28 protein-coding genes are annotated in these 26,848 nt (G+C 67.7%); 22 read left to right on the top strand and 6 right to left on the bottom strand.

The genetic code is table 11. The features are described 5' to 3' along the window. The first annotated feature begins 201 nt into the window (after positions 1 to 201). Positions 202 to 834 (top strand): dihydrofolate reductase family protein, encoded by a 633-nt coding sequence (locus E5P2_RS18440; RefSeq protein ID WP_162568546.1) that lies wholly within the window; start codon positions 202 to 204, stop codon positions 832 to 834. Between the two features lie 184 nt (positions 835 to 1,018). Here E5P2_RS18440 and E5P2_RS18435 read toward each other — a convergent pair whose 3' ends face one another. The 4 genes from E5P2_RS18435 to flgA form a co-directional block, all read right to left on the bottom strand. After that, on the bottom strand, positions 1,019 to 1,984 hold the full coding sequence (locus tag E5P2_RS18435) for a quinone oxidoreductase family protein (protein ID WP_162568545.1): 966 nt from the start codon (positions 1,982 to 1,984) through the stop codon (positions 1,019 to 1,021). 64 nt (positions 1,985 to 2,048) lie between these two features. Beyond that, complete coding sequence (locus E5P2_RS18430) at positions 2,049 to 2,504, bottom strand: flagella synthesis protein FlgN (protein WP_232080752.1); 456 nt, start codon at positions 2,502 to 2,504, stop codon at positions 2,049 to 2,051. Positions 2,505 to 2,577: 73 nt separating this feature from the next. Further along, positions 2,578 to 2,871, bottom strand: a complete 294-nt coding sequence (gene flgM, locus E5P2_RS18425) for a flagellar biosynthesis anti-sigma factor FlgM (protein WP_162568544.1) — start codon at positions 2,869 to 2,871, stop codon at positions 2,578 to 2,580. An 81-nt stretch (positions 2,872 to 2,952) separates the two neighbouring features. Further along, a complete protein-coding gene (gene flgA / locus E5P2_RS18420; protein WP_232080751.1) occupies positions 2,953 to 3,651 on the bottom strand; it encodes a flagellar basal body P-ring formation chaperone FlgA in 699 nt (232 codons plus the stop codon). 226 nt (positions 3,652 to 3,877) lie between these two features. Here flgA and flgB point away from each other — a divergent pair, with 226 nt between their 5' ends. The 21 genes from flgB (at position 3,878) to E5P2_RS18315 (ending at position 25,778) form a co-directional block, all read left to right on the top strand. Next, entirely contained in the window at positions 3,878 to 4,285 is a 408-nt protein-coding gene (flgB, locus tag E5P2_RS18415) for a flagellar basal body rod protein FlgB (protein WP_162568542.1), read from the top strand. 15 nt (positions 4,286 to 4,300) lie between these two features. Further along, on the top strand, positions 4,301 to 4,714 hold the full coding sequence (gene flgC / locus E5P2_RS18410; protein ID WP_162568541.1) for a flagellar basal body rod protein FlgC: 414 nt from the start codon (positions 4,301 to 4,303) through the stop codon (positions 4,712 to 4,714). A 29-nt stretch (positions 4,715 to 4,743) separates the two neighbouring features. Beyond that, complete coding sequence (locus tag E5P2_RS18405) at positions 4,744 to 5,412, top strand: flagellar hook assembly protein FlgD (RefSeq protein WP_162568540.1); 669 nt, start codon at positions 4,744 to 4,746, stop codon at positions 5,410 to 5,412. 91 nt (positions 5,413 to 5,503) lie between these two features. Continuing rightward, on the top strand, positions 5,504 to 6,718 hold the full coding sequence (gene flgE, locus E5P2_RS18400) for a flagellar hook protein FlgE (protein WP_162568539.1): 1,215 nt from the start codon (positions 5,504 to 5,506) through the stop codon (positions 6,716 to 6,718). Between the two features lie 19 nt (positions 6,719 to 6,737). Beyond that, on the top strand, positions 6,738 to 7,481 hold the full coding sequence (locus tag E5P2_RS18395; protein ID WP_162568538.1) for a flagellar basal body rod protein FlgF: 744 nt from the start codon (positions 6,738 to 6,740) through the stop codon (positions 7,479 to 7,481). 49 nt (positions 7,482 to 7,530) lie between these two features. Next, on the top strand, positions 7,531 to 8,313 hold the full coding sequence (gene flgG / locus E5P2_RS18390; protein WP_162568537.1) for a flagellar basal-body rod protein FlgG: 783 nt from the start codon (positions 7,531 to 7,533) through the stop codon (positions 8,311 to 8,313). Continuing rightward, positions 8,313 to 8,996 carry a flagellar basal body L-ring protein FlgH gene (locus tag E5P2_RS18385; protein WP_162568536.1) on the top strand — a complete coding sequence of 228 codons (684 nt, stop codon included), beginning with the start codon at positions 8,313 to 8,315 and terminating at the stop codon, positions 8,994 to 8,996. The genes flgG and E5P2_RS18385 overlap by 1 nt, the downstream gene beginning before the upstream one ends. Positions 8,997 to 8,998: 2 nt before the next feature. Then, entirely contained in the window at positions 8,999 to 10,129 is a 1,131-nt protein-coding gene (locus E5P2_RS18380; RefSeq protein WP_162568535.1) for a flagellar basal body P-ring protein FlgI, read from the top strand. A 13-nt stretch (positions 10,130 to 10,142) separates the two neighbouring features. After that, positions 10,143 to 11,135, top strand: a complete 993-nt coding sequence (gene flgJ, locus E5P2_RS18375; protein ID WP_232080750.1) for a flagellar assembly peptidoglycan hydrolase FlgJ — start codon at positions 10,143 to 10,145, stop codon at positions 11,133 to 11,135. Positions 11,136 to 11,160: 25 nt separating this feature from the next. Beyond that, entirely contained in the window at positions 11,161 to 11,679 is a 519-nt protein-coding gene (locus tag E5P2_RS18370; RefSeq protein WP_174262679.1) for a chemotaxis protein CheW, read from the top strand. A 50-nt stretch (positions 11,680 to 11,729) separates the two neighbouring features. Next, on the top strand, positions 11,730 to 13,268 hold the full coding sequence (locus tag E5P2_RS18365) for a methyl-accepting chemotaxis protein (RefSeq protein ID WP_162568533.1): 1,539 nt from the start codon (positions 11,730 to 11,732) through the stop codon (positions 13,266 to 13,268). 175 nt (positions 13,269 to 13,443) lie between these two features. Beyond that, positions 13,444 to 13,959, top strand: a complete 516-nt coding sequence (locus E5P2_RS18360; RefSeq protein ID WP_232080749.1) for a chemotaxis protein CheW — start codon at positions 13,444 to 13,446, stop codon at positions 13,957 to 13,959. A gap of 37 nt (positions 13,960 to 13,996) precedes the next feature. Further along, positions 13,997 to 15,718: a methyl-accepting chemotaxis protein gene (locus E5P2_RS18355; RefSeq protein WP_162568532.1), complete on the top strand. Its 1,722-nt coding sequence runs from the start codon at positions 13,997 to 13,999 to the stop codon at positions 15,716 to 15,718. A 30-nt stretch (positions 15,719 to 15,748) separates the two neighbouring features. Then, positions 15,749 to 17,329, top strand: coding sequence for a methyl-accepting chemotaxis protein (locus E5P2_RS18350; protein WP_162568531.1), 1,581 nt, complete (start codon positions 15,749 to 15,751; stop codon positions 17,327 to 17,329). 106 nt (positions 17,330 to 17,435) lie between these two features. Further along, positions 17,436 to 19,400: a flagellar hook-associated protein FlgK gene (gene flgK, locus E5P2_RS18345; protein ID WP_162568530.1), complete on the top strand. Its 1,965-nt coding sequence runs from the start codon at positions 17,436 to 17,438 to the stop codon at positions 19,398 to 19,400. 32 nt (positions 19,401 to 19,432) lie between these two features. Next, the gene (gene flgL / locus E5P2_RS18340) at positions 19,433 to 20,644 is read left to right on the top strand and encodes a flagellar hook-associated protein FlgL (protein WP_162568529.1); all 1,212 of its coding nucleotides are present in this window, start codon (positions 19,433 to 19,435) and stop codon (positions 20,642 to 20,644) included. A 112-nt stretch (positions 20,645 to 20,756) separates the two neighbouring features. Beyond that, positions 20,757 to 21,713, top strand: coding sequence for a TauD/TfdA dioxygenase family protein (locus E5P2_RS18335; RefSeq protein WP_162568528.1), 957 nt, complete (start codon positions 20,757 to 20,759; stop codon positions 21,711 to 21,713). A 52-nt stretch (positions 21,714 to 21,765) separates the two neighbouring features. Beyond that, on the top strand, positions 21,766 to 22,767 hold the full coding sequence (locus E5P2_RS18330) for an ABC transporter substrate-binding protein (RefSeq protein WP_162568527.1): 1,002 nt from the start codon (positions 21,766 to 21,768) through the stop codon (positions 22,765 to 22,767). Next, positions 22,764 to 23,591 carry an ABC transporter ATP-binding protein gene (locus tag E5P2_RS18325; RefSeq protein ID WP_162568526.1) on the top strand — a complete coding sequence of 276 codons (828 nt, stop codon included), beginning with the start codon at positions 22,764 to 22,766 and terminating at the stop codon, positions 23,589 to 23,591. Before E5P2_RS18330 ends, E5P2_RS18325 begins: the two co-directional genes overlap by 4 nt. Further along, complete coding sequence (locus tag E5P2_RS18320; protein ID WP_162568525.1) at positions 23,584 to 24,429, top strand: ABC transporter permease; 846 nt, start codon at positions 23,584 to 23,586, stop codon at positions 24,427 to 24,429. The genes E5P2_RS18325 and E5P2_RS18320 overlap by 8 nt, the downstream gene beginning before the upstream one ends. After that, on the top strand, positions 24,426 to 25,778 hold the full coding sequence (locus E5P2_RS18315) for an LLM class flavin-dependent oxidoreductase (RefSeq protein WP_162568524.1): 1,353 nt from the start codon (positions 24,426 to 24,428) through the stop codon (positions 25,776 to 25,778). The genes E5P2_RS18320 and E5P2_RS18315 overlap by 4 nt, the downstream gene beginning before the upstream one ends. A gap of 50 nt (positions 25,779 to 25,828) precedes the next feature. On the opposite strand, the gene E5P2_RS18310 is transcribed toward E5P2_RS18315, so the two are convergent. Both E5P2_RS18310 and E5P2_RS18305 read right to left on the bottom strand, forming a co-directional pair. Next, complete coding sequence (locus E5P2_RS18310; protein WP_162568523.1) at positions 25,829 to 26,074, bottom strand: hypothetical protein; 246 nt, start codon at positions 26,072 to 26,074, stop codon at positions 25,829 to 25,831. A gap of 101 nt (positions 26,075 to 26,175) precedes the next feature. Then, positions 26,176 to 26,811, bottom strand: coding sequence for a DJ-1/PfpI family protein (locus E5P2_RS18305; protein ID WP_162568522.1), 636 nt, complete (start codon positions 26,809 to 26,811; stop codon positions 26,176 to 26,178). Positions 26,812 to 26,848 lie beyond the last annotated feature (37 nt).

Genomic DNA, 26,848 nt, shown 5'->3' with positions numbered 1-26,848 from the left:
TTGCGGTCTTCCCGCGTCTCCTGCCTGAAAGTCCTGTGGACGGCGTTCACTTTCAGGATATAGTTGTGGACGGCGTACACAACGGTAGATGCCGGCCAGAAGTCATTCTGGCCCTGAGGCTTGCTCGATGGCCACACCGGTGGGGCCATGGAAAGCTCGGCGCCAGCGTCAGGCCGACGCTCGAACACGCAAAGGACAATCATGAGCAAGGTATTCGTCAACATCGGACTCAGCCTCGATGGCTACATGGCCCCGGAAGGAATGACCATGGGCAAACCCGAGTACAAGAACTGGGGCGCGAAGTGGGGCGCGATGATGGCCTGGATCCTCAAGCAACAGTACTTTCGCGAGAACGTCCTCAAGCTCGGATCAGGGGGAGAGACCGGCCCGGTCAATGACCTGGTTCGCCGCACCGTCGAGCGCATCGGCGCCAACATCATGGGCAAGCGAATGTTCGACCAGGGCGAGATCGCCTGGCCGGAGGACGCGCCGTTTCACACACCGGTCTACGTTCTGACCCATGAAAAGCGCGACCCTTGGGTGCGCCCCGGCGGGACGACCTTCTACTTCGTCAACGACGGGCCGGAGCGTGCCCTGGCGCTGGCTCGAGAATCCGCAGGCAGTCGCGACATTCGCATCGCGGGTGGGGCGGATGTGATCCAGCAGTACCTGAGTCTGGGTGTCGTCGACGAACTGGAGATTGCCTTGGCACCCGTGCTGTTCGGCGGCGGGCGGCGTCTCTTCGAGAACCTGCAGGAGTCCGTGCCGCAGTTTCGCATCGACAGCGTTCTGGATGGTTCAGCCGCTACCCACTTGCGATATGTGCGCCCGTGAGAGGGGCCCGGCAACTGGTTGCAGCGGTTCGCCCGCTGGACCGGAGCGTTTGCAAGCCTGAGAGACGCGACGCCGCATCCTGCCGTCAGGGCGATGTGCAGGCGTTCAGCATGCCGGCCATGTCGACCTCGATGAAGTGGGGGTGGCAAGGTCAACAACCTTGCCTACCCACAGTCGCAGCGGCTCAGACCTGGCGGTCCATCGTGAACACGATGCGGGGACAGCCTTCGGGCCGATCCCAGAATTCGCCGACCCTTTGCAACGCAACCGCCTGCACCGGCACTTCGAATTCGCCGGCGGCGGCTGACGCGAAGAGGTCGCGAATCGCGTCCTTGATCCGCGGCAGCGGGACGCTGTTGATGCCGCTGCCGAGCAACTCGATCGACGAGGAGCGCAGCACGGGACTCGGGAGCGTGATGTCGGGCCCGCTGGCCGAGCCGATCTGGATGTAGCGAATCGGCACCGCCTCCGGCGCGGCCTTGGCGGCAGCGACCAGAATGGCCTCGGCGCTCGGCCCCCAGAGATAGTCCAGGACGACATCCACGCCGTTCCGGAACGAGGCCTTGAGCGCCTTGTCGAGCGCATCGGCCTCCTGGTTGAGCGACATCGTGAGATCGGCGCCCAGGGACGCCAATCGCGCGAGCGCCTCGGCGTTGCGGCCGGTGGCGATCACGCTTCGTGCGCCCAGGCGCTTGGCCACCTGCACGGCAAGACCCCCCGACACGCCCGTGGCTCCGTTGACGAGTACGGTGCCGCCCGCAGCGAAGCGGGCGCGTTCCTTGAGCGCGACCCACGATGACATGCCGGGGATTGCGATCGCCGCTGCCGTGATGTCGCTCACATTGCCGGGAAGCTCGATGCAATGCGCCGGGTCGACCACCGACAACTCGGCCATGCTGCCATGCGGCGACTCGGGCAGGAGGAAGTAGACACGGCGGCCGTCTTCGAGAACGCCCGTGCCGTCGATGCCCGGGACGAAATTCTGTCCGCCTGCAGCGCTGTAGTGTTGTCCGGAGGCGCGGCTTTTCGTCACGTGGCTCAAGGCGGCTGCCGTGACCTGGATCAACCGGCAGCCCTCCGCCGCGCGAGGGTCGGCGAGCTGTCCGTAGACCGGCGTCGCGCCGGCCTGTTCGATCATTGCTGCGTTCATGAGCGGGCTCCTTGCCGGCGATCATAGGCAGCCAGCGCGCCACGCGGCACGCCGATGCGAGCGCCTAACCCAAGGCCAGCCGCGTCCCCGCCCCGCTCGCAGCGCGGGCCGTGCCGTCCGGCCCATAGAAAGGCTGCCGCCCCGCATGCAGGAAGTGCAGCGCCTTGCGAGTGAAATCGAGATGGCTGTTCACCATCGAGCCATTGCGGCGATTGCGTGCCCTGGCTCTTTCGGCCAGCACCAGCAGCCCGGCCCATGCAGCCAGCGAGGCGTCGCCGCTCGCGGCCGCGGCCGCATCGGCGCCCGCGCGTCCCGGCCCGAAGCCCAGCGCCATCTGCGTGGCCTCGCGCTGCAGGTCCAGTTCGGCCATGCGGTCCAGCAGATCGACCTTGCGCGCGCTGATCGATTCGAGCTCGGCGCAGCGGCCTTCGGTCATGGCCTCCTGTTCCCGGTCCATGGCTTCCAGCAGTTCCTCCGCGCAGGCGCATTCGGCCTGCAGGTGCGACAGCAGGATATTCATTGGTGCACCCTTGGCGCTTCGCGCCTTCCCGCCAGGCGGGAGCGGGCTTGCCTGGGGCGGCCCGGCGCGGCGCTCATGCGTCCTTCTTCTTCGACCCGAGCAGGTCGCGCACGCTGTCGATCAGGCCGTCCGCGATGCGCTCGGGATGGACCTGGTAGCGGCCTGCGCGGATGTCGTCGCGGATCGCGGCGACGCGCGCGGCATCGAAGTCGCCGCCGGGCGCACTGGGCAGGGAGTGAACTTGCGCGGACATCTGCGCTGCATCCTTGGTGCCGCCAGCGGCGTCGGTCCCTGCTGCGGGTGCGGAACCCGCCTTGGCCGGGCGGGCGGGGGGCGTGGCCGAAGTGGCGGATTGATCAATTTTCACGGTGGTTCCTCAAAGGGCTGACCTCTATATCGGCGGCTTGTGCCGGAACTTTAGGCGAGTTGTCCAGGAAATTCGAGCGGCCTACTGCGTCAGCCGGATCTGCCCCTCGGCATCCGCCAGCCCGCTGACCATGCGGCCGTCGCGCGTCTTGGCCTGCACCATCGCGCCGACCTCGGCATGCGTCATCGCGCGCGCCTCGGTGCTGACGACGAAACCCGGGCCTTCGGCGACCACCTGGACCGTCTGGCCCTGCTGGATCACGGTCGCGCCGCGCAGGAGTTCCCGGCGCAGCGGCGCGCCCGAGGCGATGCGGTTGGCCGCCACCACGCCGGTCAGCGCGGCGGCGTCGGTGACGACCGAGCGCGGCAGGCGGGTGAGATCGCCGCTGCGCTCGGCGACGTCGCCCGCGCCCAGCGGCTTGCCGCTGTCGATCGTTCGCGTGGCGACGAAGTAGCGTCCCTCGACCGCGACATGCGCGGGCACGAAGCGCGTCCAGGGCCTGTCGCCCGGGCAGCGCAGCCCGATGGACACCCGCCCCCAGATCGCCGCGCCCGGCGGCACGAAAGGCTCGAGCGCATCGCAGGCCGGCAGCGGCCCCGAGCCCGGCGCATCGACCGTGATGCGGACCTTGCCCGGCAGGCCGGCGGTCTGGACCTTGAGAAACTCGTCGACGGCGGCGCGCGCCGGGCCGGCGAGCGGCTCGGCCGCAGAGGCCGTGCCGAGGCCCGCCACGAGCGCCGGCAGGGCGAGGCAGACGAGGCGGGACCAGGGCAGGGGCATGTCCATCTTCGATCGGTGAGGGGTTGCGAAGCCGGTGCGTCTCCAGGCAAGTGCGGAGACACCGGGGCTGGGTCATTCTAGGAAGCCGCGGCGCCGATCGAAGTTGCGAAGTGTGGGCGAAAACCCCCTTTGTTCGAGCCATTGCCAAAGCGATGCATGCATAGACTCGCTTTCCATCAGTCGCCATGCCCCGTGCGGAAGCGATGCCTCAAATGGTGGAAACACAATGATCGACAAGCTCGATGCGGCGCTTCGCTTCAACCGCGAAGCCCTCAATCTGCGGGTGGAGCGCCAGAACGTGCTGGCCTCCAACATCGCGCATGCGGACACGCCGAACTACAAGGCGCGCGATTTCGATTTCAGCAGCCGGCTGAGCCAGGCCGTCGAACAGGGACGCATGTCGCAGTCGGTGCAGATGGCCACCACCTCCGCGCGCCACCTGGCCGGCCAGGCGCAGGCCGCGCCCGACGAGGAACTGCAATACCGCGTGCCGACCCAATCGAGCATCGACGGCAACACCGTCGACATGGACGTCGAGCGCGTCAACTTCGCCGACAACGCGTTGCGCTACGAATCGAACCTCACCGTCATCAGCGCCAAGATCAAGTCGCTGCTGTCGGCGGTGCAGCAGTAAGCGCCGGAGCCGCACATGCCTTCTCCCGGTGCCATGAACATCTTCAGCGTCGCGGGCTCCGCGATGACCGCGCAGTCGCAGCGCATGAACGTCACCGCCAGCAACCTGGCCAATGCCGACAGCGTGGCCGGCCCCGACGGCCAGCCCTATCGCGCCAAGCAGGTGGTCTTCGAGGTCGATGCCGCCGGCTCGCAAGAGGTCGGCGGCGTGAAGGTTGCGCGCGTGGTCGAGGACCCGTCGCCCTTCAAGATGGTCTACGACCCCAAGAACCCGCAGGCCGACGGCAAGGGCTACGTCGCCATGCCCAACGTCAACGTGGTCGAGGAAATGACCAACATGATTTCCGCCTCGCGCAGCTACCAGGCCAACGTCGAGGTGCTCAACACCGCCAAGACGCTGATGGTCAAGACGCTCAGCATCGGCCAGTAAACCCAACCCCGGACAAAGAGCAAAGCCCCATGGCCATCTCCGACACCTCCTCGATCACCGGACTGAACGCCGCCAGCGCGGCGGCGAGCGCCACCACCGTCTCGAACGACGACACCGAGCAGCGCTTCCTCAAGCTGCTGGTGACGCAGCTCAACAACCAGGATCCGCTCAACCCGATGGAGAACGCCGAGCTGACCTCGCAGCTCGCGCAGATGAGCACCGTGAGCGGCATCCAGCAGCTCAACAGCACGCTCTCCGGCCTGGTGAATCAGACCGGCTCGAACCAGGTGCTGCAGTCGGCCTCGCTGATCGGCTACTCGGTGCTGTCGCCAAGCAGCGAGCTGAACGTGACGGCCGACAAGGCCACGCCCTTCGCCGTCGATCTCGCCGGCTCGGCCTCCGACGTCAAGGTGACGATCACCGATGCATCCGGCAGGACGGTGCGCACGCTCGACCTCGGCACCCAGCCGCAGGGCGTCGCCGGCGCGAGCTGGGACGGCCTCGACGACGCCGGCAACGCTGTGGCGGCCGGCACCTACCAGTACGCCGTGGCGGCGACCAACGGCGGCACCGCGGTCGATGCGACCGCGCTCTCGTTCTCGACCGTGGCCGCGGTCAAGCAGGCGTCGGGCGGCGTCACGCTGGAGCTGGCATCGGGCAGGAGCATCGGCCTGGCCGACGTGCGCATGTTCCTCTGAATTCCTTCCGCTCTCGCAAGCAACTTCCCCCTGGCGGCAGTCCTCGCGCTGCAGGCCGCTTCTCCATTGCATTGAATAACAAGGACTAATCATGAGTTTCTCCCAGGGCGTCAGCGGCCTCGGCGCGGCCGCAGCGAATCTCGACGTGATCGGCAACAACATCGCCAACTCGGGCACCATCGGCTTCAAGTCGGCGGCCGCCACCTTCCAGGACGTGTACGCGGGCTCGCGCGTCGGCCTCGGCGTCGCGGTGGGCGGCGTGGTGCAGAACTTCACCCAGGGCGTGACGCAGACCAGCAGCCGCCCGCTCGACGTCGCGATCCTCAACGGCGACGGCTTCTACCGTTTGAGCAGCGCCAGCGGCGAGGTCATGTACTCGCGCAACGGCCAGTTCACCAAGGACAACAACGGCTATATCGTCAACGCGGGCGGACTTCGGCTGACCGGCTACGGCGTCAACGCCAACGGCGGCATCAGCGGCGGCACGCCGGCGCCGATCCAGATTCCCACCCAGGCCATGACGCCGCGCGCGACCACCACCGTCAATGCCGAGTTCAACCTCGACGCGCGCAGCACGGTGCCGACCAAGACGCCCTTCGACCCCGCTGACAACGACACCTTCAGCTACTCCAACGCCATCGGCCCGGTCTACGACTCGCTGGGCAATTCGCACGACCTCGCGGTCTACTTCGTGAAGACCGGCGCCAACAGCTGGGACGCCTACGGCACCGCGGACGGCGCGCCGCTCAACGGCGGCGCCGCACTCTCGGGCATGACCTTCGACAGCAACGGCAACATGACGGCGCCGGCCGGCGGCAAGCTGAACATCGCGGGCCTGAGCTTCACCAACGGCTCGGCGCCGCTCACCATGAGCGTCGACCTCTCCGGCACCACGCAGTTCGGCACCCTCAACGGCATGAGCAAGCTGAACCAGGACGGCTACACCTCCGGCGAGCTGACCTCGTTCGCGATCAATCCCGACGGCACCATCACCGGCAAGTTCTCCAACGAGCAGACCAAGCTGCTGGGCCAGGTCGTGCTGTCGTCCTTCGCCAACCCGAACGGCCTGGAGCCCAAGGGCGACAACGTCTGGGCCGAGACCGCGGCCTCCGGCCAGGCGCTGACCAGCACGCCCGCCGAAGGCACCAAGCAGGGCTCGCTGCAGGCCGGCGCGCTCGAATCCTCCAACGTCGACCTGACGTCCGAACTCGTCAACCTGATCGTCGCCCAGCGCAACTACCAGGCCAACGCGCAGACCGTGAAGACGCAGAACGAGGTCATGCAGACCTTGATGAACATCGGCTGACCGCCGCAGGACCCGCGCAATGGATCGAATGCTGTATGTCGCCATGAGCGGCGCCAAGCAGGCCATGGAACAGCAGGCCTCGGTCGCCAACAACATGGCGAACGTCTCGACGCCGGGATTCCGCGCGCAGATCAACAGCTTCCGCGCGGTGCCGGTGGTCGGCGAGGAGACGCCCACGCGTTCCTTCGTCGTCGCCACCACGCCCGGCGCCGACTTCACCCACGGCCCGCTCACCGAGACCGGCCGCGCGCTCGACGTCGCGGTCAAGGGCGAGGGCTGGCTGGTGGTGCAGACGCCCGACGGCGGCGAGGCCTACACCCGTGTCGGCAACCTGCAGGTGGGCGCCGACGGCCAGATCATGACCATGGGCGCACGCCCCGTGGTGGGCGAGAGCGGCACGCTGGTGATCCCGCCCGGCTCCACCGCGACCGTCGCCGAGAACGGCCTCGTCACCGCACGCGGCGCGGGCGATCCGAACGTCGGCGTCGGCGAGGTCGGGCGTCTGAAGCTCGTCAACCCGCCGAACGCCGACCTGGTGCGCGGCGAGGACGGCCTGTTCCGCATGCGCGACGGCCTGCCGCCGGCGCCGGCCGACGAAGCGGTCACGCTGGTCTCCGGCGTGGTCGAGGGCAGCAACGTCAACCCGGTCGAGGCCATGGTGGCCATGATCGCCAACGGTCGCAGCTTCGAGATGCAGATGAAGTCGATCCAGTCCGCCGACACCAACGCGCAGTCGGCCAACAAATGGCTGGCGTACGGCTGAGGCCGCATCCCGTCCGCCGTCCGTTCACCCGCTCCGCAGGAGATTCCCCATGTTGCGTTCCCTCTATATCGCCAAGACCGGCCTCGAAGCCCAGCAGACCCAGCTCGACGTCGTCTCCAACAACCTGGCCAACGTCGGCACCACCGGCTTCAAGCGCAGCCGCGCCGTGTTCGAGGACCTGATGTACCAGAACCTGCGCCAGGTCGGCGGCCAGACCTCCGACCAGACGCGGCTGCCCTCGGGCCTGCAGGTCGGCACCGGCGTGCACGTGGTCTCGACCGAGCGCATCCATGCGCAAGGCAACATGACCAAGACCGACAACCCGACCGACATCGCGATCAATGGCAACGGCTTCTTCCAGGTGCTGATGCCCGACGGCACGACCGCCTACACGCGCGACGGTTCGTTCACGCCCGACAAGGACGGGCAGCTGGTGACGGCCAGCGGCTTTCCGGTGCAGCCGGCGATCACCCTTCCGCAGAACTCGACCGGCATCACCATCGGCCGCGACGGCATCGTCACGGTCACGCAGGCCGGCACCACCGCCAGCGTGCAGGTCGGGCAGCTGCAGCTCGCCACCTTCCTCAACCCGACCGGGCTGCAGAGCATGGGCGAGAACCTCTACACCGAGACCGATTCCTCGGGGCCGCCGAACCAGGTCAACCCCGGGCTCGACGGCGCCGGCATCGTGAGCCAGGGCTACATCGAGGCTTCCAACACCAACGTGGTGGAAGAGCTGGTGAACATGATCGCGGCGCAGCGCGCGTACGAGATCAACAGCAAGGCAGTGCAGGCGTCCGACCAGATGCTGCAACGCTTAGGGCAGCTCTGATGCACACCTCAGGGCGATTCGCGATGTCGGTGGCTGTCCTCGCGCTGGCCTCCGGCTGCGCGCAGCTTCCGCGCGAGCCGCTGGTGCATCAGCCGATGACGGCGCGCGCGGACCCGTATGCGGCGATGGCGCCGCGGCGGGCCAACGGTGCGATCTTCCAGGAGGGCCCGGGCGGCAGCGCGCTGTTCGAGGACCGCAGGCCGCGCAACGTCGGCGACATCCTGACCATCGTGATCAGCGAGAAGGTCAACGCGAGCAAGAACTCGGGCGCGAACGTGAGCCGCAAGGGCAGCGTCGGCGCAGCCTTCGGCGCGATCCCGAAGCTGCTGGGCGGGCTGCTCGACGGCCAGGACGCCAAGCTCGACGGCAGCAACGTGCTCGATGCCAAGGGCGGCGCGAATGCCAACAACACCTTCAACGGCGTGATCACCGTGACGGTGACGGACGTGATGCGCAACGGCAACCTGCTGGTCAGCGGCGAGAAGCAGATGGGCATCAACCAGGGCACGGAGTTCATCCGCTTCTCGGGCGTGGTGAATCCGCGCACGGTCTCGGGCAACAACACGGTGCCTTCGACGCTGGTGGCCGATGCGCGCATCGAGTACACGGCCAAGGGCTATATCGATGAAGCGCAGACGATGGGCTGGATGCAGCGCTTCTTTTTAAACGTCATGCCGTTTTGATCATGAACTTCGTGCTCGATGTCTTTAGGCGCCACGTGCGCAGCGGTCTCGTCCCCCTGTTGCTTTGCGCGGCCACGCTTTCATTGCCCGCGCACGCAGAGCGCCTCAAGGAGCTCGCCAGCATCCAGGGCGTGCGCGACAACCCGCTGATCGGCTACGGGCTGATGGTGGGGCTCGACGGCACGGGCGATCAGACGATGCAGACGCCGTTCACCACGCAGAGCCTGAACAACATGCTGCAGCAGCTCGGGATCACGATCCCGGCCGGCGTGAACATGCAGCTGAAGAACGTGGCTGCGGTGATGGTGACGGCGACGTTGCCGTCGTTCGCGCGGCCGGGGCAGAACATCGACGTGACGGTGTCCTCGATGGGCAATGCCAAGAGCCTGCGCGGCGGCACGCTGCTGATGACGCCGCTCAAGGGCGTCGACGGCGCAACCTACGCGATCGCGCAGGGCAACCTGGTGGTCGGCGGCGCCGGCGCCTCGGCCAACGGCAGCAAGGTGCAGATCAACCAGCTGAGCGCCGGCCGCATCCCGGGCGGTGCGCTGGTCGAGCGCACGGTCGAGTCCGCCTTGGGCAGCGACGGCGCCATCTCGCTCGAGCTCACGCGCTCCGACTTCGGCACCGCGGAACGCGTGGTCGAGGCCGTCAACCGCCAGTTCGGCGCCGGCACCGCCGATGCGATGGACGCGCGCCAGATCCGCGTGCGCGCGCCCGCGCTGCAGGATCATGTCGGCTTCCTCGCGCGGCTGGAGAACATCGAGGTGACGCCCGTGCAGGCCGGGGCGCGCGTGGTGATCAATGCGCGCACCGGCTCGGTGGTCATGAACCAGGCGGTGCGGGTGAGCGATTGCGCGATCGCGCACGGCAATCTCTCGGTCGTCATCAACACCGAGCCGGTGGTCAGCCAGCCCAACGCGCTCGCGGGCGGCACGACCGTGGCCGCGCAGACCTCGCAGATCTCGGTCAACCAGGGCGGCGGCGCCTTGCAGATGGTGCGCGGCGGCGCCTCGCTGTCCGACGTGGTCAAGGGCCTGAACAGCCTGGGCGCCAATCCGCAGGACCTGGTGTCGATCCTGCAGGCCATGAAGACGGCCGGTGCGCTGCGCGCCGAGCTCGAAGTCATCTGAGGACGGCATGGCGATGACGTCCCTCAACGCGTCGATCGGCACCGATGCGGCGAACCGCAGCGGCGCGCTGGACCAGCGTTTCGCGCTCGACGTGCAGGGCGTCGATGCGCTGCGGCGCACCGCGCGCACTTCGCCCGAGGAAGGGCTCAAGCAGGTCTCGCGGCAGTTCGAGGCGCTGTTCATGAACATGGTGTTGAAGAGCATGCGCGAGGCCACGCCGTCGAGCGGCCTGCTCGATGACAGCAACCAGAAGCTCTACACCTCGATGCTCGACCAGCAGCTGGCGCAGAACCTGTCGGGCCGAGGTCTCGGGCTGGCCGAGGCGATGCTGGTGCAGCTGCGCCGCGCGCCGGCATCGGGCACGCCGGAGGCCGAAGGCGATGCCCGCGCCTCTGGCATGTCGCTCGCGCCGCGGCCGGGGCTGCCGATCCGGCCGCCGTCGGGGATTCCGCTCGGCTCGTCGCCGACGCCGCCGATGGCAACGGGGCGCGCCGACCTGAGCGCCTACCAGCTCAACAACGACCGCGCCGCATCCGGTGCGATGGCCTCGCTGCAAAGCCATGTCGACAGCTTCGTCAGCCGCATGGGCACGTCCGCGCAGGCGGCGAGCGCGGCCAGCGGCGTGCCTGCGCCGCTGATCCTCGCGCAGGCCGCGCTCGAGTCCGGCTGGGGCAAGCGCGAGATCCGCGGCGACGACGGCACGCAGAGCTTCAACCTGTTCGGCATCAAGGCCGACCGCGGCTGGCAGGGCCCGGTGGTCGAGACCACCACCACCGAGTACGTGGACGGCGTGCCGCAGCGCGTGCGCGCGAAGTTCCGCGCCTACGGCTCGTACGACGAGGCCTTCACCGACTACGCGAAATTCATGACCGGCAATCCGCGCTATGCCAACGTGATCGCCACCGGCGACCCGACCGAGGCCGCACACGGCCTGCAGCGCGCCGGCTACGCGACCGATCCGCAGTACAGCCAGAAGCTGGTTCGGATCATGCAGAAGTTCGTCTAGGAACGGACCCAGACCAAGGAATCCCATGCCACAGATCGAAAGCCTCGAACGCCCCGCAGACGCGGCGGCCTCGCGCGGCGATGCCCACGCAAGGCGGCTGGAGGTCGTGACCTTCAGGCTGGGCGCGGAGGAATACGGCATCGACATCCAGAAGGTGCAGGAGCTGCGCGGGTACGACGCGGTGACGCGGATCGCGAACGCGCCGGAGTACATCAAGGGAGTGGTGAACCTGCGCGGGATCATCGTGCCGATCATCGACATGCGGGTGAAGTTCAACCTGGGCACGCCGAGCTACGACCAGTTCACGGTGGTGATCGTGCTGAACATCGGAGGCCGTGTGGTGGGGATGGTGGTGGACAGCGTGTCCGACGTGATCACGCTGACGCCCGAGCAGATCAAGCCGGCGCCGCAGATGGGCTCGGTGCTGGACACCGACTACCTGATCGGCCTCGGCACGGTCGATGAGCGGATGCTGATCCTGGTGGACATCGATCGGTTGATGTCGAGCGACGACATGGGCCTGATCGAGAAGATCGCGGCCTAGCGACCCGGCCGATCGAAGCCGGCGCGGGATTTCTGAAGGAGGAGGCAAGGATGAAGAACTGGAAGATCGGCACTCAACTCGGCATGGGCTTCGCGCTGGTGCTGGCGCTCGCCGCCGGCATCGCGGCCGTCGGCGTGCTGCGCCTGCAGGCCGTGGGCGATGCGACGCAGGAGATGGCGCAGCATTCGCTCGCCAAGGAGCGCCTGGCCGCGGCATGGCTGCAGTCCACCAGCAACAACAGCGTGCGCACCTTCGCGCTGCTCAAGAGCGACAACCCCGAGGTGCAGGCCTACCTGCAGAAGAACATCGGCACGACCAGCGCGGCCATCTCGGCGACGCAGAAGAAGCTCGAGGAGATGCTGGCCTCGCCCGAGGAACTCGCGCTGGCCGAGGGCATCCGCAAGCGCCGTGCCGAGTATGTGGGCTTGCGCAACGACATCCTCAAGCTGCAGGCGCAGGGCCGGCAGGCCGAGGCCGCGCAACGCACCGATGGCCAACTGGTGCCGCTGCTCGACAGCTACGACGCCAGCATCCGCGGCATGCTGAGCCACCAGCAGGCCGAGATCGACAAGACGGCCGCGGCCATCGATGAACTCCACCGCTCGGGCCGGCGCAACCTGCTCGCGCTGGCGGCGCTCGCACTGGCGCTGGGCGCGCTGCTGGCATGGCGGCTCACGCGCGGCATCGTGCAACCGATCGACGAGGCGATCCTCATTGCGGAGACCGTCGCCTCGGGCGATCTGAGCCAGGAATTCGCGACCGAACGCGGCGGTGATTTCGGCCGGCTGCTGAACGGCATGGGCGAGATGGAGGACACGCTGACCGAACTGGTGCGGCGCATCAAGGGATCGACCGATTCCATCGTGGTGGCGTCGAGGGAGATCGCCTCGGGCAACCAGGATCTTTCTTCGCGCACCGAAGAGCAGGCGAGTTCGCTGCAGCAGACGGCGGCGTCGATGGAAGAACTCACCTCCACCGTCAAGCAGAACGCGGACAACGCGCGCCAGGCCAATCAGCTTGCCGTGTCCGCTTCCGAGGTCGCGGTCAAGGGCGGCAGCGTGGTGTCGCAAGTGGTCGACACCATGGGCTCGATCAATGCGTCCTCGCGCAAGATCGTGGACATCATCGGCGTGATCGACGGCATCGCATTCCAGACCAACATCCTGGCGCTCAATGCAGCGGTCGAAGCCGCACGCGCCGGCGAACAGGGCAGGGGCTTTGCCGTCGTCGCATCGGAAGTGCGCAACCTCGCGCAACGCTCGGCCGCGGCGGCCAAGGAAATCAAGACCCTGATCGGCGACTCGGTGGACAAGGTCGAGGAAGGCAGCAAGCAGGTGGCCGAGGCGGGCCGCACGATGGAGGAGATCGTGGACAGCGTCAAGCGCGTGACCGACATCATGGGTGAGATCACGGCAGCCAGCCAGGAACAGACCTCGGGCATCGAGCAGATCAACCAGGCGATCACGCAGATGGACCAGGTCACGCAGCAGAACGCGGCGCTGGTGGAACAAGCCGCAGCGGCGGCCGCCTCGCTGCAGGAGCAGGCCGGTGGTCTGTCGCTGGTGGTGGGTGAGTTCCGATTGGACTGAATTTCGAGGCGACCTTCAAGAATGGCCCGCAGCTGCCGATAACCCCTCTGCAGCACCCGTTTCCCTGGAGAGAAAAGGCCCCTGTTCGACCTGAACCTCCGGAGCCTGAGCCCCACCAGGCGGCGCGGTGCGGACAACGGACAACAGATTCAAACCGGAGGCACAAGAGATGCTGATGAAGACCACAGACACACCGAAGCCGGCCGCGGAGCATGCGGCCCCGGCGACGGCACGCGCGGACAAGCCGCTGGAGTTCCTTTCCTTCACGCTGGGCGCGGAGGAATACGGCATCGACATCCAGAAGGTGCAGGAGCTGCGCGGGTACGACGCGGTGACGCGGATCGCGAACGCGCCGGAGTACATCAAGGGAGTGGTGAACCTGCGCGGGATCATCGTGCCGATCATCGACATGCGGGTGAAGTTCAACCTGGGCACGCCGAGCTACGACCAGTTCACGGTGGTGATCGTGCTGAACATCGGAGGCCGTGTGGTGGGGATGGTGGTGGACAGCGTGTCCGACGTGATCACGCTGACGCCCGAGCAGATCAAGCCGGCGCCGCAGATGGGCTCGGTGCTGGACACCGACTACCTGATCGGCCTCGGCACGGTCGATGAGCGGATGCTGATCCTGGTCGACATCGGCCGCCTCATGTCCAGCGACGAGATGGGCCTCGTCGAAGCCATTGCCTGAAGTTGCCCGCCATCACCTCGAACACCGGATCCGCGCCATGAACTTTCTTTCCAACCTCCGCATCGGCACGCGCCTGGCGACCGGCTTTGCCATCGTCCTCGGCCTGACCATCCTCTCGTCCGCCTTCGCGCTCGTCAGCGCCCGCAACAACGCGGAAGCCACGCGCCACATGATGCAGGGTCCGCTGGCGAAGGAGCGGCTCATCGCCGACTGGTATGTGCTGACCTACTCGGCCATCGCGCGCACCTCGATGATCGCCAAGACCTCCGACGAGACGCTGCCCGTCACCTTCGCCGACGTGATCTCCGACAGCGTGAAGAAAGGCAGCGAGACCATGGCCAAGGTCCAGGCGCTGCTGGTGGCCGATGTCGAGAAGACGACCTTCCAGTCGATCGTCGACCTGCGCGCCAAGTACCAGACGGCCAAGGACCTGGTCGGCAAGACCAAGGCGGCCGGCGACGCGGCAGAGACGGAGCGGGTCTTCAAGGACGTCTTCACGCCGGCCGCGAAGGCCTACGAAGGGCGGGTGCTCGACCTGCTGGCGATGGAGCGCAAGGCGATCGATGACCAGAGCCAGGCCATCGACGCGGCGAACGCGCGCAGCTTCAACCTGAGGCTGGCATTGACCCTGCTGACGGTGATTGCCGGCGGCGCCTTCGCGTTCTTCATCTCGCGCAGCATCGTGCGGCCGCTGGGCCACGCGGTCAAGGTTGCGGAGACGGTGGCCGGCGGGGACCTGAGCTCGCACATCGAAGTGGCGAGCCGCGACGAGACGGGCCAGCTGATGCAGGCGCTCAAGCACATGAATGCGAGCCTGGCGAAGGTGGTCGGCGAGGTGCGCTCGGGCACCGACACCATGGCGACGGCGTCGAGCCAGATCGCCTCGGGCAACCAGGATCTCTCTTCGCGCACCGAAGAGCAGGCGAGTTCGCTGCAGCAGACGGCGGCGTCGATGGAAGAACTCACCTCCACCGTCAAGCAGAACGCCGACAACGCGCGCCAGGCCAATCAGCTTGCCGTGTCCGCTTCCGAAGTCGCAGTCAAGGGCGGCAGTGTCGTCAGCCAGGTGGTCGACACCATGGGCTCGATCAATGCGTCCTCGCGCAAGATCGTGGACATCATCGGCGTGATCGACGGCATCGCGTTCCAGACCAACATCCTGGCATTGAACGCGGCCGTCGAGGCGGCCCGTGCCGGCGAACAGGGCAGGGGCTTTGCCGTCGTCGCATCGGAAGTGCGCAACCTCGCACAACGCTCGGCCGCGGCGGCCAAGGAAATCAAGACCCTGATCGGCGACTCGGTGGACAAGGTCGAGGAAGGCAGCAAGCAGGTGGCCGAGGCGGGCCGCACGATGGAAGAGATCGTGGACAGCGTCAAGCGCGTGACCGACATCATGGGCGAGATCACGGCGGCCAGCCAGGAGCAGACCTCGGGCATCGAGCAGATCAACCAGGCGATCACGCAGATGGACCAGGTCACGCAGCAGAACGCGGCGCTGGTGGAAGAGGCCGCAGCGGCGGCCGCCTCGCTGCAGGAGCAGGCTGCCAGCCTGTCGAGCGTGGTCGGTGTGTTCAAGCTCGATGCCGGCACACATGGCGCCTCGCCGCTCGCCCGCATCGTGCCGATCGCCGGTGCGGCGCCCCGGACGCCCGCGAAGGCACGCGCCAAGGCCTTGCCCGCGCAACGCGAAAAGGGCGCGGGATCGCAGCCCCAGCTTGCGCTCGCTGCAGGCGCGGCCGGCGACTGGACGGAGTTCTAGGATGACACGACGCTACGCAGGAGAATGAAAATGCAATGGTTCCAACAGCTTCGCGTGAGCGCCCGGCTGATCCTCAGTTTCCTGGTCGTCGCGGCGGTGGGCGGCGCCATCAGTGCGCTTGGCATCTTCCACATGGGGCGCATCAATGCATTGACCGAAAGCCTCTACGACAACGAGCTGCATGCGTTGAAGGCTGCGCAGGAGGCCCACATCGACCTCATCGATGCGAGCCGCGCCCAGATGAGCCTGCTGTCGGCCTCCACGCGCGGCGACCGCAACACCGGCGCAAAGGCGCTGAAGTCCGCGCTGGAAGGCCTCGAAGCGCAGCTCGCGCAAGCCAGGCCGCTGCTCCAGGACAGCGACGAGGGACAGGCGCTCTTCAAGCAGTACGAGAGCCTGATGCCGCCGTTCAGGAAGCGCATGCTGGACTTCGTGGCGCTGATTTCCAGGCAGTCGCTGGACAGCTCGCAGTTCGATGGCCAGGTGACCGAGGACAGCGACAAGCTGCTGAAGGATTCGCGCGTGCTCGAGGACGTGCTGAGGAAGATGGTGGTCTACAGCGACCAGCGCGCCAAGGCCAGCGTCGACGATGTGGGCGAGACCTACCGGACCTCGCGGCTGCTGATGGCGGCGCTGGCGCTGGCCGGGATCGTCGGCAGCGTGGGCCTGGGCGTGGTCGTGGCGCGTCTGCTGGCGCGTCAATTGGGCGGCGAGCCGGGCTATGCCGCGGCGGTGGTGGGCCGCATCGCCGGCGGCGACCTGACGGACGAGGTGCAGGCGCGCTCGGCGAAGGACGGCAGCCTGCTGCATTCGATCAAGCAGATGCAGCGCCAGCTGACCGAGGTGATCGGGCGCATCCGGGTTTCGACCGACACAATCGCGACGGCCTCGGGGCAGATCGCAGTCGGCAACCAGGATCTTTCTTCGCGCACCGAAGAGCAGGCGAGTTCGCTGCAGCAGACGGCAGCGTCGATGGAGGAACTCACCTCCACCGTCAAGCAGAACGCCGACAACGCGCGCCAGGCCAACCAGCTTGCCGTCTCGGCTTCGGAAGTCGCAGTCAAGGGCGGCAGTGTCGTCAGCCAGGTGGTCGACACCATGGGCTCGATCAATGCGTCCTCGCGCAAGATCGTGGACATCATCGGCGTGATCGACGGCATCGCATTCCAGACCAACATCCTGGCGCTCAACGCCGCGGTCGAAGCCGCACGCGCCGGCGAACAGGGCAGGGGCTTTGCCGTCGTCGCATCGGAAGTGCGCAACCTCGCGCAACGCTCGGCCGCCGCGGCCAAGGAAATCAAGACCCTGATCGGCGACTCGGTGGACAAGGTCGAGGAAGGCAGCAAGCAGGTGGCCGAGGCGGGCCGCACGATGGAGGAGATCGTGGACAGCGTCAAGCGCGTGACCGACATCATGGGCGAGATCACGGCGGCCAGCCAGGAGCAGACCTCGGGCATCGAGCAGATCAACCAGGCGATCACGCAGATGGACCAGGTCACGCAGCAGAACGCGGCGCTGGTGGAAGAGGCCGCCGCAGCATCCGCCTCGCTGCAGGAGCAGGCCGGCAGCCTCGTCGAGGCGGTCGGCGTCTTCAGCCTGCGGGCCGCCTGAGTGCCCGCGCCGGCCTTCATTTTTCGGCGCCGTTGCCGATATACAGGACCAGGGCATCGATGCGATCGATGCCGCGATCCAGATCACTCTCACAGGTAAAAGCCTTATGTCCGGAAGCTTGTTCCTCACGGGTCTGAGTGGCCTCAACGTGGCCCGAACCGCGTTGGTGACCACGGCCCACAACACCGCCAACGTGTACACGCCGGGCTACAGCCGGCAGGTCGCCGAGATCGCCAGCGCCGGCGCCATCTCGAGCGGCTCGGGCTTCATCGGCAGCGGTGCCAACGTGAGCACCGTGTCGCGCAGCTACGACCGCTACCTCACCGCGCAGCTGGCCGCGGCGCAGTCGGCCTCCGCCGCGCTCAGCACCAACAGCACGCAGATCAATCGCGTCGATACGCTGCTGGCCGACAAGACCTCGGGCCTGACGCCGCTGATGCAGAGCTTCTTCGCCAGCATGCAGGGCGTGGCCGACACGCCCGCCGATCCGGCCGCGCGCCAGCAGCTCATCAGTTCGGCGCAGTCGCTGTCGAGCAAGTTCCGCTCCACCGACCAGTATCTGAGCGACCTGAACTCGTCGATCAACGACCAGATCGGCGGCAGCGTCGACCAGATCAACACCTACTCCAGCAAGATCGCCAGCCTCAACAAGCAGATCAGCATGCTCAGCGACATGGCCGGCGGCCAGCCGCCCAACGACCTGCTCGACCAGCGCGACCAGCTGGTGAGCCAGCTCGGCCAGATCGTCGACGTCAAGGTGCTGCAGCAGGACAACGGCAAGTACAACGTCTTCATCGCCACCGGCCAGTCGCTGGTGGTGGGGGACCAGGCGGCGAAGATGGTGGCCGGGCCGTCCGCGGCCGATCCGACGCGCGAGGCCCTGTCCCTGGTCGGCTACGCGGGCAACACGAGCGAGATCAGCGACGACACCATCACCGGCGGCTCGCTCGGCGGCCTGATGGCCTTCCGCAGCCAGACGCTGATCCCGACGCAGAACGCCATCGGCCGGCTCGCGATGTCGATCTCGGATGCGGTCAACGCGCAGCACAAGCTCGGCGTCGATCTGAACGGCACGCTGGGCCAGGACTTCTTCACCCAGGCCACGCCGGGCGTGCTGTCCAATGCAGGCAACACCGGCAACCTCGTGCTCGGCGCGACGCTCTCCGATGCATCGCAGCTCACGACCAGCGACTATTCGGTGGAAGTGCGCGATGTCGCGGGCACGCTCAACTACTCGGTGACGCGGCTGTCGGACAAGCAGTCGATGGGCAGCTTCACCAGCCTGCCGATCAGCTTCGACGGCGTCACGGTCGCCGCGACCAGCGGCACCGCGCAGGCCGGCGACACCTTCCTCGTGCAGCCGACGCGCGCCGGCGCGCGCGACCTCGACGTGCTGGTGCGCGACCCGGCCAAGGTCGCCGCCGCATCGCCGCTTTCCACCGGCAACACCGTCGGCAACCAGGGCAGCGGCGCGCTCGGCGGCGCGAGCGTCGATGCGAGCTATCCGGCCTCGCCGCTGGCCGCCACGGTGACGCTGAGCTACGACGCCGCGAGCCAGACGCTGTCGGGCTTCCCGGCCGCATCCCCGGTCACGGTGACGCTGGCCGACGGCACGGCCACCACCTATGCCGCGGGCGCTGCCGTGCCCTACTCGGCCGGCGCGGCGATGAGTTTCGGCGGCATCAGCGTGAGCATGACCGGCGCGCCCGCGCAGGGCGACACCTTCACCGTCGGCAAGAACGTCTCCGGCGTGTCCGACGGCAGCAATGCGCTGCAGCTCGGCGCGCTGCAGCGCAAGGCCACGATGGGCAACGGCACCACCACCTTCAACAGCGCCTATGCGCAGCTGGTCAGCGAGGTCGGCAACCGCGCGATGGAGATCCAGGTCGCCGGTGCCACGCAGGACAGCGTGACCAGCCAGATCAAGGCCAGCCAGCAGTCCATCTCCGGCGTCAACCAGGACGAGGAAACCGCCAACCTGCTGATGTACCAGCAGATGTACCAGGCCAATGCGAAGGTGATCCAGACCGCATCGACCATGTTCGACGCGATCCTCGGCATCAGCGCCTGATCCCCCGCAACACCCAGATCCCAGGAGCCGCGATGCGCATCAGCACCCAGTCTTTCTACGAGCAGAGCCTCAACGCGATGGGGCAGCAGCAGCAGGCGCTGTTCAAGGTCCAGCAGCAGCTCGGGACCAACTCCAAGTTCCTCACGGCCGGCGACGACCCGGTCGGCGCGGCGCGCTCGCTCGGCGTCAGCCAGACGCTGGCCGAGTCGGCGCAGTACGCATCGAGCCGCGACCACGCGATGCTCTCGCTGTCGCGCGAGGAAGGCGCGCTGGACTCCGTCACCTCGATCCTCCAGAACATCAAGACCCTCACCGTGCAGGCCGGCAACGGCACGCTGTCGGATGCCGACCGCAACTCGCTCGCGACCACCATCCAGAGCAACCTCGACCAGCTGGTCGGCGTGGCCAACTCCGACGACGGCAACGGGCAGTTCCTGTTCGGCGGCTTCAAGAGCGCCAACGCGCCCTTCGCCGCGACGGCCGGCGGCGGCGTGCAGTACGTGGGCGACCAGGGCCAGCGGCTGATGCAGGTGGATGTCGCGCGGCAGATGTCGACCTCGGACGATGGCCGCACCGTCTTCCAGTCGGTGCAGGGCGGCGCGGGCTATGTCGCTTCGGGCGCGGCCGGCAACACCGGCTCCGGCGTGTTCGGCGCGATCGGCGTGACCGATGCGACCGCGGCCAACTACGGCAAGGACTTCACCATCAGCTTCGCCGGCGGCAACTACACGGTGACGACCAAGGACACGCCGCCGGTCGTCGCGGCCACCGGCGCGTTCACACCCGACACGCCGATCGCCTTCGGCGGCCTGCAGATCAGCATCAGCGGCAAGCCGGCGGACGGCGACAGCTTCGACGTCTCGACGGCCAGGAACGCCGGCACCGACATCTTCGCCGCCATCGGCCAGCTGGTCAGCGCGCTGCGCACGCCGCTCGAAGGCGGCGGCGACGCGGCGCAGGCCAAGCTGCTCAACGCGCTGAGCACCGCCAACGTCAAGGTCAGCAATGCGCACGACAACGTGCTGACCATCCTGTCGTCGGTGGGCTCGCGCCAGAACGAGCTCGACGCGCTCAACACCAGCGGCGCGACGCGCGACCTGCAGGACAAGAGCTACCTCTCGTCCATCCAGGACCTGGATCCGGCCAGCGCGATCTCCGAGTTCTACCAGCGGCAGACCTCGCTGCAGGCCACGCAGCTGACCTTCGCCAAGCTCAGCAGCATCTCGCTGATGAACTACCTGTAGCGCGGCGTGCGCGCGGCTCGGACAGTTGCGCTCTTTGCATATCGCAATTGAGTGGTTCGTGATTGCGTGATGGCTCCCTAGACTTCGGCGCTCCACCCAAGGAGCACCGTCCGTGAGCACTGTCACCGCAACCAACATCGATACCTCTTTCGGCGATTTGTATATTCGCCGCGTCGCCGGCCGCATCGGCGGCGAGGTCCTCAACGTCAAGCTGAGCGCGCGGCTGGATGGCGAGGTGATCGCCTCGATCCATGCGGCGCTCGTCCGGCACAAGGTGCTGTTCTTCCGCGGACAGACGCAGCTCGGCGACCGCGAGCAGGAGGCCTTCGGCGCGCGCTTCGGCCGCGTCGTGCCGCATCCGACCGTGCCCGCGGTCGAAGGCCTGAAGCTGCTGGAGCTCGATGCCTCGCGCGGCGGCGGCCGTGCCGATTCGTGGCACACCGACGTCACCTTCGTCGATGCCTTTCCGAAGATCTCGATCCTGCGCGGCGTCACGCTGCCGGTCCATGGCGGCGATACCGTGTGGGCCAACACCGCGGCCGCCTACGAGCAGCTGCCCGCCGAACTCCGCACGCTCGCCGATGGCCTGTGGGCGGTGCACAGCAACGCGTACGACTACGCCGGCGGCCGCGACGTGGTGGACCCCGAACGGCTGCGGCACTACCAGGACGTGTTCGCCTCCGCCGTGTACGAGGCCGAGCATCCGCTGGTGCACGTGCATCCCGTGTCGGGCGAACGCGCGCTGCTGCTGGGCCACTTCATCCGCAAGATCTCGGGGCTCCCGAGCGCCGAGTCCGCACGCATCTTCGAGATCCTGCAAAGCCGCGTGATCGCGCTGGAGAACACGGTGCGATGGACCTGGCAGAAGGACGACGTGGTGATCTGGGACAACCGCGCGACCCAGCACTACGCCATCAACGACTACGGCGACCAGCCGCGCGTCGTGCGCCGCGTCACGATCGAAGGCGAGCCCGCGGTGTCGGTGGACGGACAGCGCAGCCGAACGCGCCGGCGCCCCGATGCCGTCAACGACGGACGCATCGGCGCCGACCTCGCACGCGCTGCCTGATCGTCGCGCCTTCACACCCCCTCATCGCCGGAACCACGCGTTCACCCCCTCCATGAAATTCTTGCGTCCCTTTCTTCTCGCCGCGCTGTGGCTGGGCCTTGCCGCCTCGGCTGCCGCCGAACAAACCGAACTGCGCTACCAGGGCTGGACCGGCCAGGTCACCTTTCCCGAGCTGGCCGAAGACCTCGGCTATCTCGCGCCCGTCAAGCTCAAGTGGATCGGCAACACCATCAGCGGCCCGCAGGACATCCAGACCGTGGTGACCGGCGACATCGATTTCGGCGGCGCCTTCAACGGCGCGGTGGCCAAGCTGATCGCTGCCCATGCGCCGATCAAGCCGGTGATCGCCTACTACGGCGTCGACGACACCACCTGGAACGGCTACTTCGTGCGCGCCGACAGCCCGATCCGCAGCGCGCGCGACCTGATCGGCAAGAAGGTCGCCGTCAACACGCTCGGCGCGCACCACGAGTTCATGCTGCGCGAGTTCCTCGCCCGCGGCGGCCTCACGCCGGCCGAGATCCAGCAGGTCACGCTGGTGGTGGTGCCGCCGGTCAGCGGCGAGCAGGCGCTGCGCCAGGGGCAGGTCGAACTGACGACGCTGGGCGGCGTGCTGCGCGACAAGGCGCTGGAACGCGGCGGCATCCGCAAGCTGTTCTCCGACCTCGACCTGTACGGCAACTTCAGCGCGGGGACTTACGTGCTGCGCGACAAGTTCATCAAGGACAACCCCAACACCGCGCGCCGCTTCGTCGAGGCCACCGCGCGCGCCATCGAGTGGGCACGCAATTCGCCGCCCGAGGAAGTGCGAGCGCGCTTCGACAGGATCATCGCCCAGCGCAAGCGCAACGAGGACAACTCGACCATCAAGTACTGGAAGAGCACCGGCGTCGCCGGCAAGGGCGGGCTGATCGCCGACAAGGAACTGCAGGTCTGGATCGACTGGCTGGTGAAAGACGGCGTGCTCAAACCCGGCCAGCTGCGCGCAGCCACGCTCTACACCAACGAATTCAATCCATACCGCACCGAAGCGGTGGGCGTGGCGGCGAAATGACCTCGCGCATCAGCTTCGAAAAAGTGCGCAAGGAGTTCGTGGTCCGCCCGGACGACGGCGGCCCGGCGCAGCGCTTCACGGCGCTCGAGGACATCTCGCTCGAGGTCGAGGCCGGCGAGTTCCTCACGCTGGTGGGCCCGAGCGGCTGCGGCAAGTCGACCTTGCTCGATCTGCTGGGCGGGCTGACTTCGCCGACCTCCGGGCGCATCCTGCTCGACGGCAAGCCGATCAGCGGGCCGGGCCGCGACCGCGCGATCGTGTTCCAGCAATACGCGCTGTTCCCCTGGCGCACGGCGCTGCAGAACATCGAATTCGGGCTCGAAGTGGCGAGCGTCGCGCCCGCCGTGCGGCGCGAGCGGGCGCGGCACTACCTCGACCTCGTCGGGCTCTCGGCCTTCGGCAACCGCCATCCGCACGAACTGTCGGGCGGCATGAAGCAGCGCGTCGCGATCGCGCGCAGCCTGGCCTGCGAGCCCGAGGTGCTGCTGATGGACGAGCCCTTCGCCGCGCTCGACGCGCAGACACGCGAGAACCTGCAGGTCGAGCTGCTGCGCATCTGGCGCGCCACCGGCAAGACCATCGTCTTCATCACGCACGGCATCGACGAGGCCATCGTGCTCGGCCAGCGCGTGGCGGTGATGAGCGCGCGGCCCGGCCGCATCCGGCAGGTGTTCGAGGTTCCCGCGGCGCTCAAGCAGGCGGCCGATGACGTGCGTTCGCTGCCGCTCTTCGGCAGCGTGCGGCACCAGATCTGGACCCTGCTGCAGGACGCGCCATCCAGCCCTTCCATTCCATCCAACCAAGAGGCGATCGCCCATGTCTAGTGCCCAACAGACCCTGCACCACACGCTGCAGACTTCCGCACCGCCCGATGCCGTGCCATGGCGCGCGACGGCGCTGCGGCCCGTGCGCTGGCTCGCCCGAGCGCTGGACCGCACGGCCATCCTCGTGCTGCTCGCAGTCCTCTGGGAGGTCCTGCCCCGGCTGGATCTGACCGATCCGACCTTCCTGCCGCCGTTGTCCGAAGTTCTCGCCGCGGGATGGAGCCTGGCGCTCAATGGCCAGCTCGCGGAGCACACCGGCGCCAGCCTGTTCCGCGCGCTGGCGGGCCTCCTGATCGCGGTGGCCTATGCGATCCCGCTGGGCCTGGCCATCGGCTGGTACCGGCGGCTGGCCGACCGGCTCGATCCGCTGATCGAGGTCCTGCGCAACACGGCGCCGCTGGCGCTGCTGCCGGTGTTCATCCTGGTGCTGGGCATCGGCGAGGTGTCGAAGGTGGCGCTGGTCGTCTACGCGTGCTCGTGGCCGCTGCTGCTCAACACCATCGCCGCCGTGCAGCAGGTGGACCCGTTGCTGATCAAGTCCGCGCGCACCATGGGCGCGACGCCGATGCAGCTGTTCCGCAAGGTGATCCTGCCGGCCTCGGTGCCCGCGGTCTTCGTCGGCATCCGGCTCGCGAGCGCCTCGGCCATCCTGGTGCTGGTCGCGTCCGAGATGGTGGGCGCGAAGGCGGGGCTGGGCTATCTGATCATCTATTCGCAATACAACTTCCAGATCCCGCAGATGTACTTCGGGATCATCGCCATCACCTCGCTCGGCCTCGTCTTCAACTGGCTGCTGCAGCGGCTCGAACACCACTTCACCGCCTGGAAAAATCCATGACGCAACGTCAACTGCGCCTCGGCGCCTTCATCATGGCCACCGGCCATCACGTCGCCGCCTGGCGCCATCCGGGTTCGCAAGCGGACTCGGGCGTCAACATCGACCACTACATCGAGGTCGCGAAGACCGCCGAGCGCGGCCTGTTCGACCAGGTCTTCGTGGCCGACAGCCCCGGCGTCGGCTTCCATGGCGACGACGAGGCTTTCAGCCGGCAGGGCCGCGTGTCCTACTTCGAGCCGGTGACGCTGTGGGCGGCGCTGTCCGCGGTCACGACGCACATCGGCTTCGTCGCCACCGCATCGACCACCTACGAAGATCCCTTCCTGCTGGCGCGCAAGTTCGCCTCGCTCGACCACTTGAGCAAGGGCCGCGCGGCATGGAACGTGGTGACCACCGGCGCCGACAACGTGCACGGCAATTTCGGGCTCGACCGCCATCCCGATCCGGCCGTGCGCTACGAGCAGGCGCACGAGTTCATCGACGTCGTCAAGGGCCTGTGGGACAGCTTCGAGGACGATGCCTTCTCGCGCGACCCGGCCTCGGGCCGCTACTTCGATCCGGCGAAGCTGCATGCGCTGAACCATGCGGGCAAGTACTTCAAGGTCAGCGGCCCGCTCAACCTCGAGCGCCCGCCGCAAGGCTATCCGGTGATCGTGCAGGCCGGTTCGTCGGAGCCCGGGCGCGAACTCGCGGCCGCCTCGGCCGAGGCCATCTTCACCGCCTGGACCAGCCTGGCCGAAGCGCAGGCCTTCTACCGCGACGTGAAGGGCCGGCTGGCCAGGTATGGCCGCGGGCCCGATCAGCTGCTGGTGCTGCCGGGCATCTCGCCGGTCATCGGCCGCACCGAGGAAGAGGCACAGGCCAAGTGGGCCGAGCTGCAGGCATTGATCCATCCCTCGGTCGGCCTGAACACGCTGCAGATCTTCTGGCCGGGCGAAGACCTGTCGACCTGGGACCTCGACGCGCCGCCGCCCTACATCCCCGAGCCGCCTGCCGGCCGCAACAGCCGCGCCCACGTGGTGCTCGAACTGGCGCGGCGCGACCGGCTCACGGTGCGCCAACTCTACGAGTACCTCGCGGGCGCGCGCGGTCACTGGGTGGTCGTCGGCACGCCGCAGACCATCGCCGACCAGATGCAGGAATGGTTCGAGAACGAGGCGGCCGACGGCTTCAACGTGATGCCGCCGGTGCTGCCGCAGTCGCTCGACGAATTCGTCGACCTCGTGATCCCCGAGCTGCAGCGGCGCGGCCTGTTCCGCACTGCGTACGAAGGCACGACGCTGCGCGAGAACCTCGGCCTCGCGCGGCCCGTCAACCAGTTCGCCGAGCGCGCGCGCAAGGTGGCCTGAACGACGCGATCGCCGAGTCGTGGCGAGGTGCGCGGCGTGCCGAGCGCCGCTCAGGGCTGCTTCGGCACCAGGCGCGGATCCTTGAGCGCCGGGTCCTCGCCCTTGGCGTGCGACTTGCCGACCTCTTCGGCGCGCTTCATGTCTTCGGCCTCGGCCGCGTCACGGGGCTTGGCCGCGCGCGCGGCCGGCTCGACCTTGCCGGCCTCGGCGAATTCGCGCTGCGCCTTGTCGTAGCGGCGCGTGGCGTCGTAGTTGCCTTCGCCTTGCAGGTCCTTGTCCTTGTCGGGTGGGTTCATCGCGGCTCCTTGGGTTGAGGAACCACGCTAGATCCATGCAGCCCGAGAGCGAGCGGCAAGCAGCGGGGCGCAAGGTAGGTGGAGTCCGACACCGGCACCACTCAGCCTTCTCTCGTTCCCCGGAGATAGGCCGGCGCCTGCGCGTGCTTCTCGAAGCCGCCGTAGCGCACGGACGACGGGTAGTACTCCGCGCCGAACTGCACCTTGCCCGCGGCTTCCTCGCCGCCGACGCTGGCGATGAAGGCCAGCATCAGATCGATGCCGGCGGACACGCCCGCCGATGACCACACCTTGCCGTCCTGCACGTAGCGCTCTTCCACGACCGTCACGTCGCCGAGCGCGCGCAGGCGTTCGAGCGAACCCCAGTGCGTGGTCGCCTTCTTGCCTGACAGCAGCCCGGCCGCATGCAGAACGAACGCGCCGGTGCAGACCGACAGCACGGCCTGGCAATGCCTGGCCTGCTGCGCGACGAAGTCGACCAGCACCGGGTTGTCGACTTCGCGGCGCGTGCCCTGCCCACCGGGGACCAGCAGATGGTCGAGCGGCGGGCAATCGGCGAAGGACACGTGGGGATTGATCGACAGGCCCTTCGAGCAGCGGACCGGACCGGGCGACTGGCTGACGATGAGGCAGGGGGTCGGGCCGTCGGCGAACTTGCTCCACATCGTGAGCATTTCCCAGGGGCCTACGAAGTCGAGTTCTTCGACTTCATTGAAAACGAGGATGCCGAAGTTCATGAGCAGGACCTTGTGCGTGCGCGGCTGAACGAATGAG

This window comes from Variovorax sp. SRS16, from assembly GCF_901827165.1.
GTDB lineage: Bacteria > Pseudomonadota > Gammaproteobacteria > Burkholderiales > Burkholderiaceae_C > Variovorax.
Note: the sequence above shows the minus strand (reverse complement) of the source record. Positions and strands in the feature narration are given on the sequence as shown.

Coding starts and splice junctions, on each gene's coding strand:
- E5P2_RS18305 (WP_162568522.1), bottom strand. CDS start 26,811: ATGAACTTCGGCATCCTCGTTTTCAATGAAGTCGAAGAACTCGACTTC.
- E5P2_RS18325 (WP_162568526.1), top strand. CDS start 22,764: ATGACCTCGCGCATCAGCTTCGAAAAAGTGCGCAAGGAGTTCGTGGTC.
- E5P2_RS18380 (WP_162568535.1), top strand. CDS start 8,999: ATGAACTTCGTGCTCGATGTCTTTAGGCGCCACGTGCGCAGCGGTCTC.
- flgG (WP_162568537.1), top strand. CDS start 7,531: ATGTTGCGTTCCCTCTATATCGCCAAGACCGGCCTCGAAGCCCAGCAG.
- flgL (WP_162568529.1), top strand. CDS start 19,433: ATGCGCATCAGCACCCAGTCTTTCTACGAGCAGAGCCTCAACGCGATG.
- flgA (WP_232080751.1), bottom strand. CDS start 3,651: ATGCCCCTGCCCTGGTCCCGCCTCGTCTGCCTCGCCCTGCCGGCGCTC.
- E5P2_RS18370 (WP_174262679.1), top strand. CDS start 11,161: ATGCCACAGATCGAAAGCCTCGAACGCCCCGCAGACGCGGCGGCCTCG.
- E5P2_RS18315 (WP_162568524.1), top strand. CDS start 24,426: ATGACGCAACGTCAACTGCGCCTCGGCGCCTTCATCATGGCCACCGGC.
- E5P2_RS18430 (WP_232080752.1), bottom strand. CDS start 2,504: ATGAATATCCTGCTGTCGCACCTGCAGGCCGAATGCGCCTGCGCGGAG.
- flgB (WP_162568542.1), top strand. CDS start 3,878: ATGATCGACAAGCTCGATGCGGCGCTTCGCTTCAACCGCGAAGCCCTC.
- E5P2_RS18395 (WP_162568538.1), top strand. CDS start 6,738: ATGGATCGAATGCTGTATGTCGCCATGAGCGGCGCCAAGCAGGCCATG.
- E5P2_RS18350 (WP_162568531.1), top strand. CDS start 15,749: ATGCAATGGTTCCAACAGCTTCGCGTGAGCGCCCGGCTGATCCTCAGT.
- flgC (WP_162568541.1), top strand. CDS start 4,301: ATGCCTTCTCCCGGTGCCATGAACATCTTCAGCGTCGCGGGCTCCGCG.
- E5P2_RS18320 (WP_162568525.1), top strand. CDS start 23,584: ATGTCTAGTGCCCAACAGACCCTGCACCACACGCTGCAGACTTCCGCA.
- E5P2_RS18440 (WP_162568546.1), top strand. CDS start 202: ATGAGCAAGGTATTCGTCAACATCGGACTCAGCCTCGATGGCTACATG.
- E5P2_RS18405 (WP_162568540.1), top strand. CDS start 4,744: ATGGCCATCTCCGACACCTCCTCGATCACCGGACTGAACGCCGCCAGC.
- E5P2_RS18360 (WP_232080749.1), top strand. CDS start 13,444: ATGAAGACCACAGACACACCGAAGCCGGCCGCGGAGCATGCGGCCCCG.
- E5P2_RS18365 (WP_162568533.1), top strand. CDS start 11,730: ATGAAGAACTGGAAGATCGGCACTCAACTCGGCATGGGCTTCGCGCTG.
- E5P2_RS18355 (WP_162568532.1), top strand. CDS start 13,997: ATGAACTTTCTTTCCAACCTCCGCATCGGCACGCGCCTGGCGACCGGC.
- flgK (WP_162568530.1), top strand. CDS start 17,436: ATGTCCGGAAGCTTGTTCCTCACGGGTCTGAGTGGCCTCAACGTGGCC.
- E5P2_RS18310 (WP_162568523.1), bottom strand. CDS start 26,074: ATGAACCCACCCGACAAGGACAAGGACCTGCAAGGCGAAGGCAACTAC.
- flgE (WP_162568539.1), top strand. CDS start 5,504: ATGAGTTTCTCCCAGGGCGTCAGCGGCCTCGGCGCGGCCGCAGCGAAT.
- E5P2_RS18330 (WP_162568527.1), top strand. CDS start 21,766: ATGAAATTCTTGCGTCCCTTTCTTCTCGCCGCGCTGTGGCTGGGCCTT.
- flgJ (WP_232080750.1), top strand. CDS start 10,143: ATGACGTCCCTCAACGCGTCGATCGGCACCGATGCGGCGAACCGCAGC.
- E5P2_RS18435 (WP_162568545.1), bottom strand. CDS start 1,984: ATGAACGCAGCAATGATCGAACAGGCCGGCGCGACGCCGGTCTACGGA.
- E5P2_RS18385 (WP_162568536.1), top strand. CDS start 8,313: ATGCACACCTCAGGGCGATTCGCGATGTCGGTGGCTGTCCTCGCGCTG.